15 protein-coding genes and 2 tRNA genes are annotated in these 16,434 nt (G+C 64.5%); 9 read left to right on the top strand and 8 right to left on the bottom strand.

Annotated features, from left to right (window positions below; genetic code table 11):
* Positions 1–24: 24 nt before the first annotated feature.
* Together TMPK1_RS17975 and TMPK1_RS17970 are read right to left on the bottom strand one after the other, a co-directional pair.
* The gene (locus TMPK1_RS17975) at positions 25–921 is read right to left on the bottom strand and encodes a DMT family transporter (protein ID WP_420244762.1); all 897 of its coding nucleotides are present in this window, start codon (positions 919–921) and stop codon (positions 25–27) included.
* Between the two features lie 164 nt (positions 922–1,085).
* A tRNA-Arg gene (locus TMPK1_RS17970) sits at positions 1,086–1,161 on the bottom strand.
* A gap of 208 nt (positions 1,162–1,369) precedes the next feature.
* On the opposite strand from TMPK1_RS17970, the gene TMPK1_RS17965 reads away from it, so the two are divergent.
* The gene (locus tag TMPK1_RS17965) at positions 1,370–2,446 is read left to right on the top strand and encodes a hypothetical protein (protein ID WP_420244761.1); all 1,077 of its coding nucleotides are present in this window, start codon (positions 1,370–1,372) and stop codon (positions 2,444–2,446) included.
* A gap of 73 nt (positions 2,447–2,519) precedes the next feature.
* Positions 2,520–2,596 (top strand) — tRNA-Arg (locus tag TMPK1_RS17960).
* Between the two features lie 212 nt (positions 2,597–2,808).
* Here TMPK1_RS17960 and TMPK1_RS17955 read toward each other — a convergent pair.
* Both TMPK1_RS17955 and TMPK1_RS17950 read right to left on the bottom strand, forming a co-directional pair.
* Positions 2,809–3,864, bottom strand: coding sequence for an NAD(P)H-dependent flavin oxidoreductase (locus tag TMPK1_RS17955; protein WP_420244759.1), 1,056 nt, complete (start codon positions 3,862–3,864; stop codon positions 2,809–2,811).
* A 23-nt stretch (positions 3,865–3,887) separates the two neighbouring features.
* Complete coding sequence (locus TMPK1_RS17950; protein ID WP_420244758.1) at positions 3,888–4,598, bottom strand: LysR family transcriptional regulator; 711 nt, start codon at positions 4,596–4,598, stop codon at positions 3,888–3,890.
* Positions 4,599–4,705: 107 nt separating this feature from the next.
* On the opposite strand from TMPK1_RS17950, the gene TMPK1_RS17945 reads away from it, so the two are divergent.
* From TMPK1_RS17945 to TMPK1_RS17935, 3 genes are all read left to right on the top strand, one after another.
* Entirely contained in the window at positions 4,706–5,368 is a 663-nt protein-coding gene (locus TMPK1_RS17945) for a winged helix-turn-helix transcriptional regulator (RefSeq protein ID WP_420244757.1), read from the top strand.
* The gene (locus tag TMPK1_RS17940; protein ID WP_420244755.1) at positions 5,365–6,285 is read left to right on the top strand and encodes a PLP-dependent cysteine synthase family protein; all 921 of its coding nucleotides are present in this window, start codon (positions 5,365–5,367) and stop codon (positions 6,283–6,285) included. The genes TMPK1_RS17945 and TMPK1_RS17940 overlap by 4 nt, the downstream gene beginning before the upstream one ends.
* A gap of 74 nt (positions 6,286–6,359) precedes the next feature.
* Entirely contained in the window at positions 6,360–6,602 is a 243-nt protein-coding gene (locus TMPK1_RS17935) for a hypothetical protein (protein WP_420244754.1), read from the top strand.
* Positions 6,603–6,657: 55 nt separating this feature from the next.
* Here the strand turns inward: TMPK1_RS17935 and TMPK1_RS17930 are convergent, their stop codons facing one another.
* Positions 6,658–7,758 carry a hypothetical protein gene (locus TMPK1_RS17930; protein WP_420245697.1) on the bottom strand — a complete coding sequence of 367 codons (1,101 nt, stop codon included), beginning with the start codon at positions 7,756–7,758 and terminating at the stop codon, positions 6,658–6,660.
* Between TMPK1_RS17930 and TMPK1_RS17925 the strand changes: the two genes are divergently transcribed.
* The 3 genes from TMPK1_RS17925 to TMPK1_RS17915 are packed head-to-tail and all read left to right on the top strand — an operon-like array spanning position 7,695 to position 10,362.
* On the top strand, positions 7,695–8,804 hold the full coding sequence (locus TMPK1_RS17925; RefSeq protein ID WP_420244753.1) for an NAD(P)-dependent oxidoreductase: 1,110 nt from the start codon (positions 7,695–7,697) through the stop codon (positions 8,802–8,804). The genes TMPK1_RS17930 and TMPK1_RS17925 overlap by 64 nt on opposite strands.
* Positions 8,801–9,589 (top strand): 2-oxo-tetronate isomerase, encoded by a 789-nt coding sequence (gene otnI / locus TMPK1_RS17920; protein ID WP_420244751.1) that lies wholly within the window; start codon positions 8,801–8,803, stop codon positions 9,587–9,589. The genes TMPK1_RS17925 and otnI overlap by 4 nt, the downstream gene beginning before the upstream one ends.
* Positions 9,586–10,362, top strand: a complete 777-nt coding sequence (locus TMPK1_RS17915) for an alpha/beta hydrolase (RefSeq protein WP_420244749.1) — start codon at positions 9,586–9,588, stop codon at positions 10,360–10,362. The genes otnI and TMPK1_RS17915 overlap by 4 nt, the downstream gene beginning before the upstream one ends.
* Here the strand turns inward: TMPK1_RS17915 and TMPK1_RS17910 are convergent, their stop codons facing one another.
* The 3 genes from TMPK1_RS17910 to TMPK1_RS17900 are packed head-to-tail and all read right to left on the bottom strand — an operon-like array spanning position 10,363 to position 14,390.
* The gene (locus TMPK1_RS17910) at positions 10,363–11,067 is read right to left on the bottom strand and encodes a GntR family transcriptional regulator (protein ID WP_420244747.1); all 705 of its coding nucleotides are present in this window, start codon (positions 11,065–11,067) and stop codon (positions 10,363–10,365) included.
* Positions 11,068–11,122: 55 nt separating this feature from the next.
* Positions 11,123–14,011: a response regulator gene (locus TMPK1_RS17905; RefSeq protein ID WP_420244746.1), complete on the bottom strand. Its 2,889-nt coding sequence runs from the start codon at positions 14,009–14,011 to the stop codon at positions 11,123–11,125.
* A 34-nt stretch (positions 14,012–14,045) separates the two neighbouring features.
* A complete protein-coding gene (locus tag TMPK1_RS17900; protein ID WP_420244744.1) occupies positions 14,046–14,390 on the bottom strand; it encodes an ACR/YggU family protein in 345 nt (114 codons plus the stop codon).
* An 81-nt stretch (positions 14,391–14,471) separates the two neighbouring features.
* On the opposite strand from TMPK1_RS17900, the gene pepF reads away from it, so the two are divergent.
* Positions 14,472–16,412 (top strand): oligoendopeptidase F, encoded by a 1,941-nt coding sequence (pepF, locus tag TMPK1_RS17895; RefSeq protein WP_420244743.1) that lies wholly within the window; start codon positions 14,472–14,474, stop codon positions 16,410–16,412.
* Positions 16,413–16,434 lie beyond the last annotated feature (22 nt).

Here is a 16,434-nt window from a genome sequence, read left to right as displayed (position 1 = left end):
CGCATGCCTAGCGCCGCGAGCAATTTATGTCGTGCTTGGCCGCCTTCGCGGCAGGGTCATTGCAGCGACGCCCACGACCACACAGATGAGGCCGATCCAAGCGGTCGGTCGCATCGTCTCGCCGAGAAACACGATGCTGATCGCAACGCCAACCGGCACGCGCAGATAGGCTTGTGCCGCAGTGCCGACCGACCCCAGCACATGGATCAGGCGAAAATAGATCGTGAAGGCAAGCGCGGTGGAGAACACCGCCAAGCCCAGCAGCGCCAGCACCGAGTCCGTCGACGGAGTCAGGCTCCAAGGTTGGTCGATCAGCAGGCTGAGCGGCACCAGCAGCAGACCGCCGCACAACATCGAGCCCGCCGCCGGCACCATCGGATCGTGCCCTTGAAAGTTGCGCGCAAAGATGACCGCGCAGGCATAGGAGATCGTCGCGATCACGACGCCGAGTTGCGGCACCAGATTGCTGCCGGCCTGTGCAAGGCTTTCGAGTCCGATGATCAGGCAGATGCCGCCCATGCCCGCAACCACGCCGAACAATTTGCGCGCGGTCACCGCTTCGTGCCGCGTCACGGCCCAGGTCAGCAGAAAGGTGAAAATCGGCGTGGTCGAATTGAGGATCGTCGCCAGACCCGCATCGATCGAACGTTCGGCCCAGGCAATCAAGGTGAACGGCACCACGCTGTTCAAGACTGCCTGCACGACGAAGAAGCGCCAGATGCGGGGATCGCGCGGCAAGGGCACGCCGCGCAGCCGCATCACCACCAGCAACAGCGCGCTTGCGATCAAGGTGCGCGCGGCGATGAACGTCACCGGCGGAATCGTCGCCACGCCCAGCTTGATGAAACTGTAGGACGCGCCCCACAGCGTCGCGAGCAGCAGCAGCAGCGCGTAGTCGGTCAGTTTGACGGAGCGAGTCATTCGCGACTTCTGCCATGACCGGGCGGTGCTGTGGCGGAAGTCAGTTCGGCGCCGGCCGAATTATGGATGCGGCGTGATTCGCGCCGGGTGCTGGTCGGCCCGATGGATCGCATTTTAGCGACAGGGCCGGCCGCACTTACACAGATGATGTGTCGAACGGGAAATGGCGCGCCCGGAAGGACTCGAACCTCCAACCTTCTGATCCGTAGTCAGATGCTCTATCCATTGAGCTACGGGCGCTTTTTCGGGCGGGGGTACCGCCGGAAGGCCGGGAACCTAGTCCAAGCGTTCCAGCGTTGCAAGGCCGCCCCAGTCGCCACGGCATGACCGCGACGCCGCACCCCGAAACCCCCGAGATCATTGACGGATCCGCCTGACGCTGCCATTCCAGGACGGCTCCGAAATAAGATGATGCGAGAACCGCGGAGCGCCAATGAGGGATAGACGCTTGAGCCCGCGCGCGCCGCTTCGCCTGGTCGCTTTGTCGAGCCTCGTCGCTCTCACTTCCTGCACCCAGCCTGCAAACGGCTCTGGCGCGACCGGCGCGCCTGCGTCGTCGAGCCAATTGCGCGTGGCGCAGGCCGATACGGCACGCGCCGTGACGCCGCCGAGCCAGACCGAAATCGGCGCCAAGGCCGCCGAATTGCGCGCGCAGGCCACCGACGTGCAGACCCAGGTCCGTACGCAACGCGCCGCGCTGGAAGCGGCCCGCGGCCAGGCACTCACCGATCAAGCCGCCTATCAGGCAGCGACCGCGTCGATCGTGTCGCGCCTGCAGGTCGGCACGCCCAAAGGAAATCCCCGCCTGGTCGCTGCCGCAGCCGATGCGACCGCACGACTCGACGCGGTCGAAGGCGACCAGACGCGCGTGCGCGCCCTGGCCGACGACGTGCGCCGCACCGGCGAGCGCGCTGCTGCGATTCTCGGCGAGACGCGCCGCACGCTGACCCTGTCGGGCGCGGTCGAAGAAGATCACGCGCTGCTGCACGAAGTCGAAGACGAGACCAACGGGTTGGTGGTGCAGCTGGCGCGCCTCAATCGCGAAGTCGACGCCGACGTCGCGCGCCAGACGCAGTTGATCGGTGTCGAACGCAAACGTCTCGCGGCGTTGCAGGTCTCGATCCAGCGCGGCGAATTGGTGCCGGGTGCCGCGGTCACCAGCAGCGCCGCTGCTGCGCCGGCTGCCGAGCGAACCGCCGCTGCAACGCCGGCGCCGGAAAAGAAGACCGAACGTCCGCTGGTCGTGATTCGCTTCGATCGTCCCGATGTTGCGTATGGACCGCAGCTGACCACGGTGACCAAGGAAGCGCTGACGCGCGTGCCGGGCGCCAAGTTCCAGGTCGATGCGGTTGCGCCGCGCAAGAAGGGCGAAGCGACCGACAAGGCCCGCGCCGCGGCCCAGAAAGAAATCGACGGCGTCGTGAAAGTGCTGGTCGATGCCGGCGTCGCGCGCGACCGGATCACCACCGGCACCCGCAGCAGCGGCACCGCGACCGGTCCGGAAGTGCATATCTACGTCCGCTGACGGAAGCGGCGCGTGGCGCCAGAAGCTGACGGATCACGGCTTTCCTGCTAGACAAACGCCCGCCTGGCTTTGAGTCCCCGTAGCTCAGTCGGATAGAGCATCGGTTTCCTAAACCGAGGGTCGGAGGTTCGAATCCTCTCGGGGACGCCACCCTTCGCTGCTGCGCAGCTTCGGGTGGCAGGCCACACCATCATACAGCGAAGGGTGTCTCCTGAAGCTCCGCGAGGAGCGTAGCGAGACGCATCTGGCCTGTCGCGAAGATACGCCGATGGCCAATTTGCTGCTGACCGTGATGCACAAGCTCGGCGTCAAGCTCGACCGCGTCGGCGACAGTACCGGCACGCTGGCAATCTAACCGGCGCTTACAGCCCCGCTTCTGCTTTCAAGGTTGCGACCAGCTTCGCCGCCGGCATCGCGCGCGCCAGCGGTGCGCCCTGCCCGGCCCATTGCGCGCCGAATCCAAATTCGCCTTTTTCCTTGCCCGCTGCATGCAGCGACTTTCCGAGATCGTAGGCGATCGGATAGGCGGGAATGTCGCGCACCGGAATATCTGCGCTGCGTCGCGTGAAGCGATTGGCGAGGCAGCGCGCAAGCCGGCCTGAAATCGCACGCGTCATGGTCGTGTGGTGCGCAGCATCGCTGAACAACGCGGCGCGATAGCCGCTGTCGGCGAGGCTTTCGTCGCACCCGACAAAAGCGGTTCCGAGCAACGCCGCCGCTGCGCCAAGCCGCAACGACGCGGTGATGCCGGCGCCATCCATAATGCCGCCCGCTGCAATGATCGGCAGATTGATTTCGCGCACCAGAATGCGTGTCAGCGCCATCGTACCCAGCCGGTCATCCGGCGCGTCGGGATCGAACACGCCGCGATGGCCGCCTGCTTCGTAGCCTTGCGCAACGATCGCGTGCACGCCGCTGGCTGCAAGATGCCGCGCTTCATGCAGGCTGGTCGCCGATGCGAGCAGCACGATGCCCGCATCGCGCAGTGCCTGCACGCGGTCTTGCGGCGGCAGGCCGAAATGAAAACTGACCACGCGCGGACGTTCGGCCAGCAGCGCCGCCAACATCGCATCGTCTTCAGCAAAGCTGCGGTAGATCTCGCGCAGCGTTTGCGGCGGCGTCGCATCCAACGCGGCAAATTCGGGACGGAATCGTTCGATCCAAGCCGATTCGACGACGGGATTCGCGACCGCCGGTTGATGGCAGAACAGATTGACGTGCAGCGGCCGGTTGGTGCGTTCGCGCACCGACGCGATCATTGCGCGCGCGCCGGCGGCGTCGGTCGCGCCGACGCCGATCGATCCAAGCGCACCTTCGCCGGCGACCGCAGCCGCCATGGCGGGCGACGACACGCCCGCCATCGGCGCCTGGATGATCGGCAGATCAATTCCCAGCAAGTCGAGCAGTTGGTTGGACATCGGCACGACTCCTTTGCCTGAGCTTAGCCGGACGTACGTTGCATTTGTTTGCGATAGGCTGCGACCGGCACACCGCCCCAACCCCAATCTTCCAACTCGACTTCCTGGAACACCACCCAGGTCCATTCTGGCGGCTTCTTCAGCACATCGGACAGAACCTGGGTGACGCCTTTGTAGATTGCGGCCTTCTGTTCGGCCGTGACGCGATCGACACCTGGTTCAGTGCCTTCGGTCGCGAGATAGCGCGGCGCGGCAGCAACGACGCGGCGCACCTCGCCGACCCGGACCGCGATGAGAGTCGAATCGGCTAGATGCGCGATGCGCAGCGCGAGATCGATTCCCTCGTCGATCAAGCTCGCGGGCCGGTCCAGCAAATAGAGACGCACATTTACGGCCGGATATTCGTCCATGAACGCGTCGATGATCGGTCGTAAGACGTCTTCGCCCGCCGCAACCGGCGAGGTAATCGACAACAGGCCGCGCGGCGCCGATCGTTCGCCGGCCACGATCATGTCGGCTTCTTCGAGATCGCTGAGCATGCGGCGGCATGCGATTGCGTACCGCTCGCCTGCCTCGCTGAGTTTGATCGAACGTGTCGTGCGATGCAGAAGCTCGGCGCCGACATGCGCTTCGAGAAACGCGATGGCACGACTGACCGCGGCCGGCGATTTGCCGAGCGTCCGCCCAGCCCCCGCGAGGCTTCCCGCGTCGAGTGCAGCGACGAAGACTTTCATGGCGTCGATCCGGTCCATCGCAGAATAGTGCCGCCCCGGGCCAAGGCAGGGAAGCAGGTCCAGATTCCGGACTGCGTTTGCCCATGGCGCCCTGCTAGGGTTTCGCCATGGCAGGGTACGGTCAGTTTTGTTCGGTTGCGCGCGCCCACGATCTGTTGGGCGGGCGTTGGACGTTGCTCATTGTGCGTGAGTTGCTGTGCGGCAGCCGCCGCTTCAACGACATACGGCGCGGCATCCCGCGCATCTCGCGCACCGTTCTGTCCGAACGGTTGCAGGCGCTGGTCTTCGCCGGCGCCATCACCCGCAGCGACGGTGCGTACGGGCCCGAATATGACCTGACCGAGTCGGGCAAGGAGCTGTTCAACCTGGTCAGCGCGCTGGGCACTTGGGGACAACGCTGGTTGCCGCGGGTTGCAAGCGACGAGGATCTCGATCTCGAACCGTTGCTGATCGACATGCAGCGGCGCGTGCGCTTCGACGCGATTCCCAAAGATCCGGTCGTGGTGCGGTTCGACATTCGCAAACACAAGCCGCACTTCCTGTTGCTGCGGACAAGCGAAGCGTCGCTGTGCACGCACAATCCCGGCTTTCCGGAAGCAGTCGTGATCCGCGCGCCGTTACACGCGCTGGTGGCGTGGTGGCGCGGCGACATGGCGTTCGCCAACGCAAGGCGCGCCGGACTTGCGATCGAAGGCAGCAAGAATTTCGTGCGCGATTTTCCGGGCTGGTTCGACCGCTATCTGTTTGCCGCAATCGAACCCGCGTCATGACCGTCACACAGACGATCCTGCAAAGCATCGGCAATACGTCGCTGCTGCCGCTACGGCGCGTCGCCGGCGGTGCGCGCATTCTGCTGAAGCTGGAAAGCGAAAACCCGACCGGCAGCATGAAAGACCGCATGGCGCTGGCTATGATCGAAGCCGCCGAAGCAGACGGACGGCTGCGCCCCGATGGATCGGTTGCCGAATATACGGGCGGCAGCACCGGCGTTTCGTTGGCGCTGGTCTGCGCGGTGAAGAACTATCCGCTGCATATCGTGACCTCGGACGCGTTCGCGCGCGAGAAGATCGATCATATGCGCCTGCTCGGCGCCGAGCTGACCGTGCTGGCCAGCAATGGCGGTCGCATGACCGAGAAATTGACGCGTGACATGATTGCAGCCGCGCACGAAATCGTGGAACGGCACGGCTGCTTCTGGACCGACCAGCTCAACAACACCGATCAACTCCGCGCCTATCGCAAGATGGGCGACGAGATATGGATGCAGACCGGCGGCCAGATCGACGCGTTCGTGCAATGCGTCGGCACGGCCGGTTCGCTGCGTGGGATCGGCGACTCGTTGCGCGGGCACAATCCGCGCATCCGGATCGCTGCGGTCGAACCGGGCGAGTCACCGGTTCTGTCGGGCGGCAGGACCGGCGCGCATAAAATCGACGGTGTCGGGGCTGGCTTCGTCGTGCCGTTGTGGCGCGCCAACGTCGCCGATCAGATTTTTGCGGTATCGACCGAGGAGGCAACCGCGATGACGCTGCGGCTGGCGCGTGAAGAAGGTCTGTTCGCGGGCACCTCGACCGGCGCCAATGTCGTAGCCGCGCTGCGTCTCGCCGAACAGATGGACGACGACGCCACCATCGTCACCGTGATGTGCGACACCGGCATGAAGTACCTGAAGAGCCTGGCTGCCTGAGGAATTTGGCCCGCGCAGCGGCCATACGGAACGCGCCCTGCCGCGCCCGGTTACTAGGGGCAGGAGGAAGCGACATGAATCGACTGTGGAAGAAGGCGGCCCTGGTGGCCTTGTTCGGCCTGCCGCTGATGGGCTGCGCCGCCGGTCCGTATGATCGCGGCTATGGCTACAACACGAGTGGCTATCGCGAACGGGTCGACGAAGCCTATCAGCGCGGTGATATCTCGGCGCAGGAAGCGTGGCGTGCCGAACGTCGTGCCGATCGCATCGACAACAACAACGAGCGTTCCTACTACCGCGAACGCTACGGCAACTAAGTTTGAATCAGCGAAACAGAAACGGGCGCATCCAGATGCGCCCGTTTTTTGTTGCCTAGTTCTCGTCGCGCGACAGGTCGACCAGCGCGGCCAACAGATCGCGGATCGCACCGCCCGGCATGCGTCGGCCAGGATACGAGCTGCTGCGCGTATTCCAGACTTCGACCATATGCTGCGCCCGGGCCAGCGACAGACCGATCACGGTGAATTGTTCCTGCGCATCTTTGAGGAAAGCCAGGAACGGGCGCGGATCGCCCTTGTCGCCGAACAAGGCTTCGAACGAGTTCTCGTAGTTCTTCACGCGCTCGCGCACGTCTTTGACCGCCAGCGCCAGACGTCCATAGACGTCGCGCAGCACCGCCTGCATGCCCTGGCGCGCTTTGGGATCGGCGATCTGCGGCAGTTCGGCGTTGGCCTTCAGCCATTCGAAGCACGGCTGCATCGTCGGCCAGGCGCGCGCGAATTCGAACTTGAAATAGATGACGCCCTTCCACGCATAGAAGGTGTCGAGGCAATCGCTGCGCGGGATCTGAAACGCGTCAGCCAGCTCTTCGAGACCAGCGACGTCCGACAGCGCCCACAATTTGTCGAGCAGCCGGTCGAACTTCTCTTGGTTGGCCTTGCGCTGGTCGGGAAGGATCGCGTCAACGATGCGCGCGAACTCGGCGCGGATGAACGAGCAGATCAGCTTCCACTCATCTTCCGGCAGCTGATAGTAGCGGCGGTCGACTTCGATCTTCGACAGCTCCAACCGATCGCGCAGCAAGAACGGCGCCAGCGACGGCAGCTTGTCGAGCATCACCAGCTTGGCGCAGTCGCTTTCGAAGGCGGCGCGCTTGGCAGCCTGGTCGAGATCGATCAGCCCGGCCATCGCCGACTGAAACTGCTTGGTGCCGAAAAAGGTGGTTTGCCCGCCGTCAGCAAGACGGCGACCGTCGAACGGCACGTAGATCTTGGTGCCGACCCGGGTGCGCGGCTGGCCGCGCGAATCGACGAATCGGTGATCGGGCGGCAGCGCCTTGATCAGAACAGCCGTGTTCAGCGCCGGGGTCTGGAACAGAAGAGGGCCGGGCGTTTCGGTGCCGGGTTCGATTGCCGCAATCGCTTGCGCGACGGTGCAGCAATCGAGCACGCGGCTTGAGCCTGCGGCCAGCATGTTGCGGATGTCCGGCGCGGAGTGGGCGCCGCCAGCGCGAGCGGAATTGTCGACTTGCATCGCGCGCGATCAGAGGCCTCCCTTTCTTGCCAAACTGTTATTTTTCGGGCCGGCTCCAGCAAAGTTGTGAAACGCTTCGCGACGGCAGCGTCGGCGAATCTGCGGGAAAAAGCATGAGCGGCCTACGCGTTACGGTACTTGGGTTGGGTCTGATGGGTGCGCCGATGGCGCTGCGGCTGGTCCAGGCGGGACACCAAGTCACGGTATACAATCGGACGCGCGACAAAACGGCCGCGCTGGAACGTGCCGGCGCCAAGGTCGCCGACTCGGCCGCCGATGCGGTCGCGTCCTGCGAAGTCGCAATTACGATGCTCTCTGACGACGATGCAGTCGCAGCCGTGCTGGACGAGATTCTGCCCGCACTGCCTACAGGCGCGACCGTGATTGATATGAGCTCGGTCCGACCCGACACCGCACGCGCACACGCCGCCAAGCTGGAGGCGCAGGATTGCTTCTTTCTCGATGCGCCGGTCAGCGGCGGCCAGATCGGCGCGCGCGACGGGACGCTGTCGATCATGGTCGGCGGCAACGGCGCTGCGTTCGCACGATGGTCGTCCCTGCTGGGCGCGCTGGGAAAACCGTTGCATGTCGGCCCAACCGGCGCTGGCCAACTAGCCAAGCTGGCGAACCAGCTGCTTGTCGGCGTCACCTTGGCCGCGGTTGGTGAAGCATTGCTGCTGCTCCAACGCGGCGGCGCCGATGTGCGTGCGGCGCGCGAAGCCTTGCTCGGCGGATTTGCCAACAGCCGCGTGCTCGACGTGCATGGTCAACGGATGCTCGACGGCCAGTTCGAACCGGGCGGCTATATCGCGACGCAGTTGAAGGATCTCGACAACGTGCTGATCGCAGCCGGTGACCTGCAATTGCCGACCGCCGAAGTCGCACGCGATCTGTTTGCCGAAGCGGTCGAGCAGCATCTCGGCGATCGTGACCAGGCAGCGATCTACCTCACCTTGGCAACGCGCAACTTCAAGCCGCCGACATGATCCGCCTCGCCGCCAACCTGTCTTTCCTGTTTCCCGAACTCGATTTTCTCGACCGGTTCGATGCCGCGGCCGCATGCGGCTTCACCGGCGTCGAGTTTCTGTTTCCCTATGCGCATCCCGCCGACGCAATTCTGTCGCGGCTGCATCGCAACGATTTGGCGCAGGTCGTGTTCAACCTGCCGCCGGGTGACTGGGATGCGGGCGAGCGCGGGATTGCCGCCTTGCCCGGGCGCGAAGCCGAGTTTCGCGACGGCGTCACGCGCGCGCTCGACCTCGCCGCAGCATTCGGTACCCGGCATCTCCATGCGATGGCCGGCATCGTGCCAAAAGACGTGGACCCCGGCCGGCTGCACGCGACCTATCTCGCCAACCTCGCGCACGCAGCCGAGGCGGCGCGCCCCTACGGAATCAACATCACGATCGAAGCGATCAATCGCAACGACATGCCCGGCTATTACGTCGAACATACCGACGCGGCGCTGCAGGTGGTGGCGCAGGTTGGATTGCCAAATCTGCGCCTGCAATTCGACCTCTATCACCGCCAGCGCACCGAAGGCGAATTGCTGCACGGGATCGATCGCTGCAAAGACGTGATGGCGCATGTGCAGATCGCGGGCGCGCCGCATCGCAACGAGCCCGAGCCGAGCGAGATCAACTACGACACGGTCTTCGCCCATCTCGACGCGGTCGGCTATGACGGTTGGATCGGTTGCGAATACCGGCCGCGCAACGACACGCGCGCGGGACTCGACTGGGCACGCCGACGTGGTTTCTTGCCGGCATGACGCTTGATTGGCGCAGGCTCAGCCGCGACGAACTCGATCGTGGCTTGAACAACAGCGCAGCGGTCGCGAATAGCAGCGAGATTCTGGCCGGCTGGGACCAGCGCGGACGCGCCCTGCGCAGCACGCGCGAACTTATCTACGGGCCGGCGCCGCGCAACCGTATCGACCTGTTCGGCGAACGCGTTGGCGCGCCGCTCTTCGTGTTCGTGCATGGCGGCTACTGGCAGGCACGCAGCCGCGAGAATTTCTATTTCCTGGCCGAAGGACCGTTGGCGCGCGGATTCAACGCTGCCTTTGTCGGCTACACGCTGGCGCCCGATGCAAGTCTGGATGCGATCGTCGGCGAGGTGCGCAGCGCGCTCGATCTGCTCGATCGCGAGCTCGGCGCACCGTTATTTCTCGGCGGCTGGTCAGCCGGCGGGCATTTGGCGGTAACGGTCAGCGATCGGCCCAGCGTCTACGGCACCTTGGCGATCAGCGGCATCTACGATCTTGAACCGATTCGTCATTCCTACTTGAACGACAAGCTGCAGCTCGACGAAGCGGCGGCGCGGCGCAATTCGCCGATCCACCGGCCGCGCGCGCAAACACCGTTGGCGCTGGCGGTCGGCAGCGCCGAATTGCCGTTGGTGCACGATCAGACGCTTGCCTATGCAGCCGCCAACGATCTGCCGGTGCAGGAACTCGACGGCGCCAATCACTTCACGATTTTGGACGCGCTGGCCGCGCCCGACGGCGCGCTGACCGAAACGCTGGTGCGGCTGGCGTCGTAACTAACCAATCGTCTGGCGCGCAAAGCTTTCGATGTAATCGACCAGCCGGTCGGACGCGTTCGCTGCTTCGTCGCCATTTTTGCGCGCAATCGCGTCGGCGACTTCGGCATGCAGCCGCGCCGCAAGCGGCAGATCGGCGACTTGCTGGTAATGCTGGTACCAGAAACGGCGCGACAGACCGTGCATCAGCCCCATCGCGCGTGCGGCGAATTCATTGTGCGCCGCCTGGCTGACCAGCGTGTTGAAGCGCTGATCGAGGCGCATGAACTCCTTGTCGTCATTGTCGCTGGCGGCGCGCAGCATGTCGCGCGCAAGGTCGGCGAAATCGGTGCGCTCGTCCTGCGTTGCATGGTCTGCCGCGCGGCGAGTCTGCAGCCGCTCTAACTCGCGGCGCACTTCGAGCAGGCGTAGCTGCGTTTCGAGATTGATCGCCGATACTAGAATGCCGCGACGTGGCAGCACGACGACCAACCCGTCGCGCGCCAGACGCTGCAGCGCTTCGCGGATCGGCGTGCGGCCGATATTGAGTCGCTGCGCCAAGACCTGTTCCGACAGAACCGTGCCTGGCGGCAATTCCAGCGTGACGATCAGCTCTTCAAGTTCGTGATAGGCGCGCTCGGTCAAGGTCGCGTAGCCCGTCCCGCGCCTTGCCTGCGACGACGGTTGGTTGGGGCGCTGGGCCGGTTCGGCCAGGGCTCGCTTCACGACCATTGTGCTTGCGCTTGTAGCGGCGCCACGCCGCCTCTGCAACGGAGCGACGCTATCCGCGCGCAGCTTCGTTTACGGGCGGCAGGTCGCGAAAGCGCGCACGCAATTCGGCAACCGTCGCTTCGTACAAGCCGGGCAGGCCGTGCGCTTGTTCGCGCGCCGGCTCGATGGTGCCGGCTTCGCACAGACGTTCGAACGCGCTGAGCGTGGCGGCCATGCGCGACGCACCGAAATTTCCCGCCGCGCCGCGCAGCCCGTGCGCCGCCGCAGCGGCCGCTTGCAAATCGTCGGCTGCAAGCGCGGCCAGAATATTGGCGACACGCTCGCCGCTGTTGGCGATGAAGGAATTCAACAACGTGTCGAATTCGTCGGCCGCCATCAGGCTGTGGATCGTGGTCAGGCGCGCCGGGTCCAGCACCGGTGCCGCGACCGCGGCATGTGCCGAGGCGGTGTCGAGGCGCGCCGGACGCGGGCCGTCCGACTGACCGTTGCCGATCCAGCGCGACACGACGGACAGAAACTCTTCCGGGTCGAACGGCTTCGACACGTAATCGTCCATGCCGGCGCCGAGATAGATTTCGCGGTCGCCTGCCATCGCATTGGCGGTCATCGCAATCACTGGCGTACGCGCCACCGCGCCCGGCAACGCGCGCAGCCGACGGGTTGCTTCCAGCCCGTCCATCACCGGCATCTGGATATCCATCAGTACGACGTCGAACGTCTGTTCTTCCAGCGCCTGCAATGCGGCGCGCCCGTCGGCTTCAAGCCGCACCTCGTGCCCGACGCCGCGCAGCAGCGCCGATGCGAGAAGCTGGTTGATGTGATTGTCTTCGACCACCAGCACACGCCCCAGCGTTTGCGCCGCGCGTTCGCGTTGCACGTCGGTGACCGCCGGAATCGCCGCGCCGAACAAACGCGCAATCGTTTCCAGCAAAGTCTGACGACGCAGCGGCTTGGTCAGGAACGCGTCGAATCCCGCTTTCGCGGCGCGCTCGCTTGCATGCGGCACGCCGATCGACGAGGCCAGCACCATGCGCAGGCCGCGATTGGCGGGATCGGCACGCAGCTTCTCGGCGAGTTCTTCACCGGCCATGCCCGGCATCATTTGATCGATCAACGCCAGGCGGAACGGTTCGCCCGACGCGCGTGCGCGCTGTACCGCAGCCAGCGCTTCGTCGCCGTCGGCAACCGTCTGCACCCGCGCACCTTCGCGCGCCAGCAACCGCTCCAGAATGCGGCGGTTGAGTTCGATGTCGTCGACGATCAGCACCGGCAGATCGAACAACACCATCGCGATTTCCGACGCGGCCGGCGCACCGGTGCCGCGCGGCAACGCCAGTTCGAACCAAAAGCGGCTGCCCAACCCAAGCACCGAATTGACGCCGATCTCGCCGCCCATCAATCGGATCAGCTGTTTCGAAATCGCGAGCCCCAGACCCGTGCCACCAAAGCGCCGCGTGATCGTGCCGTCGGCCTGGGTGAATTTTTCGAACAGGCGAATTTGATCTTCGGTCGAAATGCCGAGCCCCGTATCGGCGACTTCAAAGCGCAAACCGATTGCACCGTCGGCCGTGGTCGAGACGGCGCGCACTTCGACATGGACGGTGCCGCGATCGGTGAACTTGATGCCGTTGCCGACCAGGTTCAGCAGCACCTGGCGCAAGCGCGTTGGATCGCCGCGATAGGCGCCATGCGCCAGCGGATCGATTTCGGCCGCCAGCTCGACGCCTTTTTCGGCCGCGCGCGGTGCCATCAGCTCCAGCACGTCTTCGACCATGCGTTCGAGATCGAAGTCGATCGATTCGATCGCGACCTTGCCGGCTTCGAGCTTGGAGATATCGAGCACGTCGTTGATCACGCTGAGCAGCGCTTCGGCCGACAGGCGCACCGCGTCGACAAATTGGCGCTGCGTGTCGTCGAGGCTGGTTTCGCGAAGCAGCGCGTTCATGCCCAGAATGCCGTTCATCGGCGTACGGATTTCGTGGCTCATATTGGCCAGGAACTCCGACTTGGCGCGGTTGGCGTGTTCGGCGACGCGCATTGCCGCTTCGAGCGCGCGCGTGCGCTGCACGAGCTTGCGCGAGGTCGTGCGCAGATTGGCCACCGCGACCATCACCAGCGCCGCCAGCACCAGAATCACCACGGTCACGAACAGCGCGACGCCGTTGACGATGTCGACCGATCCGTCGCGCGTCCAGCGCAGCCAGACGATGCCCAGCAGAACTGGGATCAGCAGCACGCCCGGCAACAGGCGCCGCGCCATCGCGGCGGCGCTGTCATTGCCCGCAACCAACCCGACCAGGCCGCGTCGTGGACGCGACGCCAGCAGACCGACGGCAACGACGAGAAAGCCGAATGCGGTGTTGAGCGCCATCGGGAAGAAGGTGCGCACATTATAGAGCGCGAGACTGCCATAGGCGTAGCCGACGGTGGCAGCGATCGCGACCAATGCCGCACCAAGCGCCGTTAACTGTCCCAGATGCACAGCGCGGCGCGCGTGGCTGGCAAAGCCAAGTAGCGACGCGCCGATGAACGCGAAACACAGCGCGGTGTTCGGTGCCATCGCGTTGGCGTTGAGCGTAGCCGGGCCGGCCAGCTTGGATGCGAAGATCCAACGATCGACGCCGCTATCGCTGCCGGTCGCCAAGTCGAACAATTTGACCAAGCCAAGCGCCAGCAGCAGGGCGCCGACGCCGACACGCACGCGGCGCGGATGTGCGCCATAGCGCGGCTGCAGCAGCGCAAGCGCCGCCAGACCCAATGCCGTCGCGGTGGTCGGGTTCATCGCGACCAGCGACGGGATCAGGCGCTTGGCGATTTCGAGGTCGAAGCTCCAGCCCAGCAGCACGATCGCGCTGAGCGTCAGCGTGATCGCCGCCGCGACACGTGGCGCCCACAGGGCACGCGCGTCGTCGCGCGCAGGTCGGGACCGGCTTTGCATCGTTGTTCGGTACGCCTCGGAAGTTGACGCGGCCTTACTTTTTCGTCGCCAACCAACCCGCAAGCTGCGCCGCGAGACGAGCCGCATCGCCGTCGATCTGTAGCGATTTGCGACGCGCGCTCGCACCGGTTGCGATCCGCACCGCCGATCGTTGCAGGCCGAGCAGTTTGGCCAGCGCCGCGATCAGCGCGTCGTTCGCTTTCCCATCCTCGGGCGGGGCGGCGACGTCGATCGCAAGCGCAACGCCGCCATCCGCCAAGGGTTTCAAGCCAGTCGGCACCGTTTTCGGGCGGCCGGGCCGCGCCTGAAGTTCGAGGCGCAGGCCGGTCGAGGTTGCGTGCCAGGGCACGGACGTCGCTGGTGGGTCACGTTTCGTCACCGCGCATCCCGTTGCCCGTCGTTCCGTGGCTGGTCAAGATCGCGGCCTTCTTTCTCTCTTTCTCTGCCGGAGCTGTCGCGCATGAAATCGTCCCTTCTTGCGGCGTTTGGGCGAGTCGCTGTTGCGAGCTGTGCGCTGCTTGCCGCCTCGACATCCGCCTTCGCCGCCAACCCGCCTGCCCCCGCTGCAGGCGCGAAAACGACTGCGGCACCGGCCAAACCGGCCGACGCCAAGGTCGACGAACGTTGGATGTGGGACCTCACCCAGCTCTATCCCGACGATGCAGCGTGGGATGCAGAACGTCTGGCGGTGAAAAGCGCGCTGCCCGGTGTGAAGCCATTCAAAGGCACGCTGGGCACCGACGCGGCGACCTTGCTGCGCGCGATGGATACGACGTCGGCCCTCACAAAACGTCTCGGCCGCTTGAACACCTATGCCAGCCTCAAGGCCGACGAGAATCTGAAGAACACCAAGCCGCAAGAGATGCGGCAGTTGATGCAGGCGCTGAGTTCGGAATACGGCCAGGCTGTTTCGTGGATGCGTCCCGAAATTGCGGCGCTGGGCAAAGACAAGCTGGAAGAATTCATCAAAGCCGAACCCGGCCTCGCCAAACACGCATTTGGATTGCGCGACATTCAACGACTCGCCGCGCATGTGTTGAGCGATGAAGCCGAGTCGATCCTGGCCGGCACGTCGGTCGTGCGCGCCGGGCCGAACGCAATCTACTCGCAGCTGTCGAACGCGGAATTGCCGTGGCCCACCGTCACCTTGGCAACGGGTAAGACGATCCGTCTCGACAGCCAGGGCTATACCGAAGCGCGCCAGGCAACCAATCGCGACGATCGCAAACGAGTCTTCGACGCGTTCTTCGGTGCCTGGAACCAGTATCACAACACGATCGGCCAGATGTACGTGTCGTCGGTGCGCGGCGACGTGTTCGGCGCCAGGTCGCGCAAATATCCGACCGCGTTGGCTGCGTCGCTGGCCGCCAACGACGTTCCCGACGACGTCTATAAATCGCTGGTGAAGTCGGCCAATGACGGGCTGCCGACCTTGCATCGCTATTTCAAATTGCGGCAGCGCCTGCTGGGGCTGAAAGAGATCCGCTACTACGACATCTATCCGCCGATGTTGAAGTCAGATCGGAAATTCCCGATCGAACGCACGCGCGAATTGACCTTGGCGGCGATGCAGCCGCTGGGTCCCGACTATGTCGCCAAGATCACCAAGGCGACGGGCGAGCGCTGGGCCAACATCTATCCGACCGAAGGCAAGCGCGCCGGCGCCTACATGAATCCGGGTGCGTACGACGTGCATCCGTACCTGCTGCTGAACCATCACGACACGTATGACGGTCTGTCGACCTACGCGCATGAATGGGGTCACGCCATGCACTCGGTGCTGGCGAACGAAGCACAGCCCTATGAAAATGCGGGCTATCCGTTGTTCCTCGCCGAGATCGCATCGACCTGCAACGAGATGCTGCTTGCAGATCGCATGGTCGCGGACGCGAAGACCAAGGACGACAAGCTGTTCTATCTCGGTCAGATCCTGGAATCGCTGCGCGGCACCTTCTTCCGCCAGACGATGTTCGCCGAGTTCGAACTCAAGACGCACGAAGCGATCGAACGCGGCGAAGCTTTGTCCGGCGACAAGCTGAGCGCGATCTATCTCGATCTGTTGAAGCGCTATCACGGTGACCGCGAAGGCGTGATGAAGATCGACGATCTTTACGGCGTCGAATGGGCCTTCATCCCGCATTTCTACCGCGCCTATTACGTCTACCAGTACGCGACCTCAATTTCGGCCGCGGCCTGGTTCGCCGAACAGATCCAGACCAAGGGCGATGCGGGCCGCGACAATTATCTCGCCGTGCTGAAAGCCGGCGGCTCGGACCATCCGGTCGCGATCCTGCAGAAGGCCGGTCTCGATATGACCAAACCGGAACCGTACCAGGCGCTGGTGCGGCGCATGGACCGGATCATGGACGAAATGGAAAAGCTGCTGGCTGAGAAGAACTGAGCCGCAGCGTCACCAAGAAAGA

Source organism: Roseiterribacter gracilis (assembly GCA_018332375.1).
GTDB classification, from domain to species: domain Bacteria; phylum Pseudomonadota; class Alphaproteobacteria; order BOG-932; family Roseiterribacteraceae; genus Roseiterribacter; species Roseiterribacter gracilis.
Note: the sequence above shows the minus strand (reverse complement) of the source record. Positions and strands in the feature narration are given on the sequence as shown.

Bases quoted from the DNA above. Each gene is read 5' to 3' on its own strand.
- TMPK1_RS17905 (WP_420244746.1), bottom strand. From the start codon at position 14,011: ATGCAAAGCCGGTCCCGACCTGCGCGCGACGACGCGCGTGCCCTGTGG.
- TMPK1_RS17930 (WP_420245697.1), bottom strand. From the start codon at position 7,758: ATGCTGGCCGCAGGCTCAAGCCGCGTGCTCGATTGCTGCACCGTCGCG.
- TMPK1_RS17915 (WP_420244749.1), top strand. From the start codon at position 9,586: ATGACGCTTGATTGGCGCAGGCTCAGCCGCGACGAACTCGATCGTGGC.
- pepF (WP_420244743.1), top strand. From the start codon at position 14,472: ATGAAATCGTCCCTTCTTGCGGCGTTTGGGCGAGTCGCTGTTGCGAGC.
- otnI (WP_420244751.1), top strand. From the start codon at position 8,801: ATGATCCGCCTCGCCGCCAACCTGTCTTTCCTGTTTCCCGAACTCGAT.
- TMPK1_RS17950 (WP_420244758.1), bottom strand. From the start codon at position 4,598: ATGAAAGTCTTCGTCGCTGCACTCGACGCGGGAAGCCTCGCGGGGGCT.
- TMPK1_RS17955 (WP_420244759.1), bottom strand. From the start codon at position 3,864: ATGTCCAACCAACTGCTCGACTTGCTGGGAATTGATCTGCCGATCATC.
- TMPK1_RS17975 (WP_420244762.1), bottom strand. From the start codon at position 921: ATGACTCGCTCCGTCAAACTGACCGACTACGCGCTGCTGCTGCTGCTC.
- TMPK1_RS17945 (WP_420244757.1), top strand. From the start codon at position 4,706: ATGGCAGGGTACGGTCAGTTTTGTTCGGTTGCGCGCGCCCACGATCTG.
- TMPK1_RS17940 (WP_420244755.1), top strand. From the start codon at position 5,365: ATGACCGTCACACAGACGATCCTGCAAAGCATCGGCAATACGTCGCTG.
- TMPK1_RS17935 (WP_420244754.1), top strand. From the start codon at position 6,360: ATGAATCGACTGTGGAAGAAGGCGGCCCTGGTGGCCTTGTTCGGCCTG.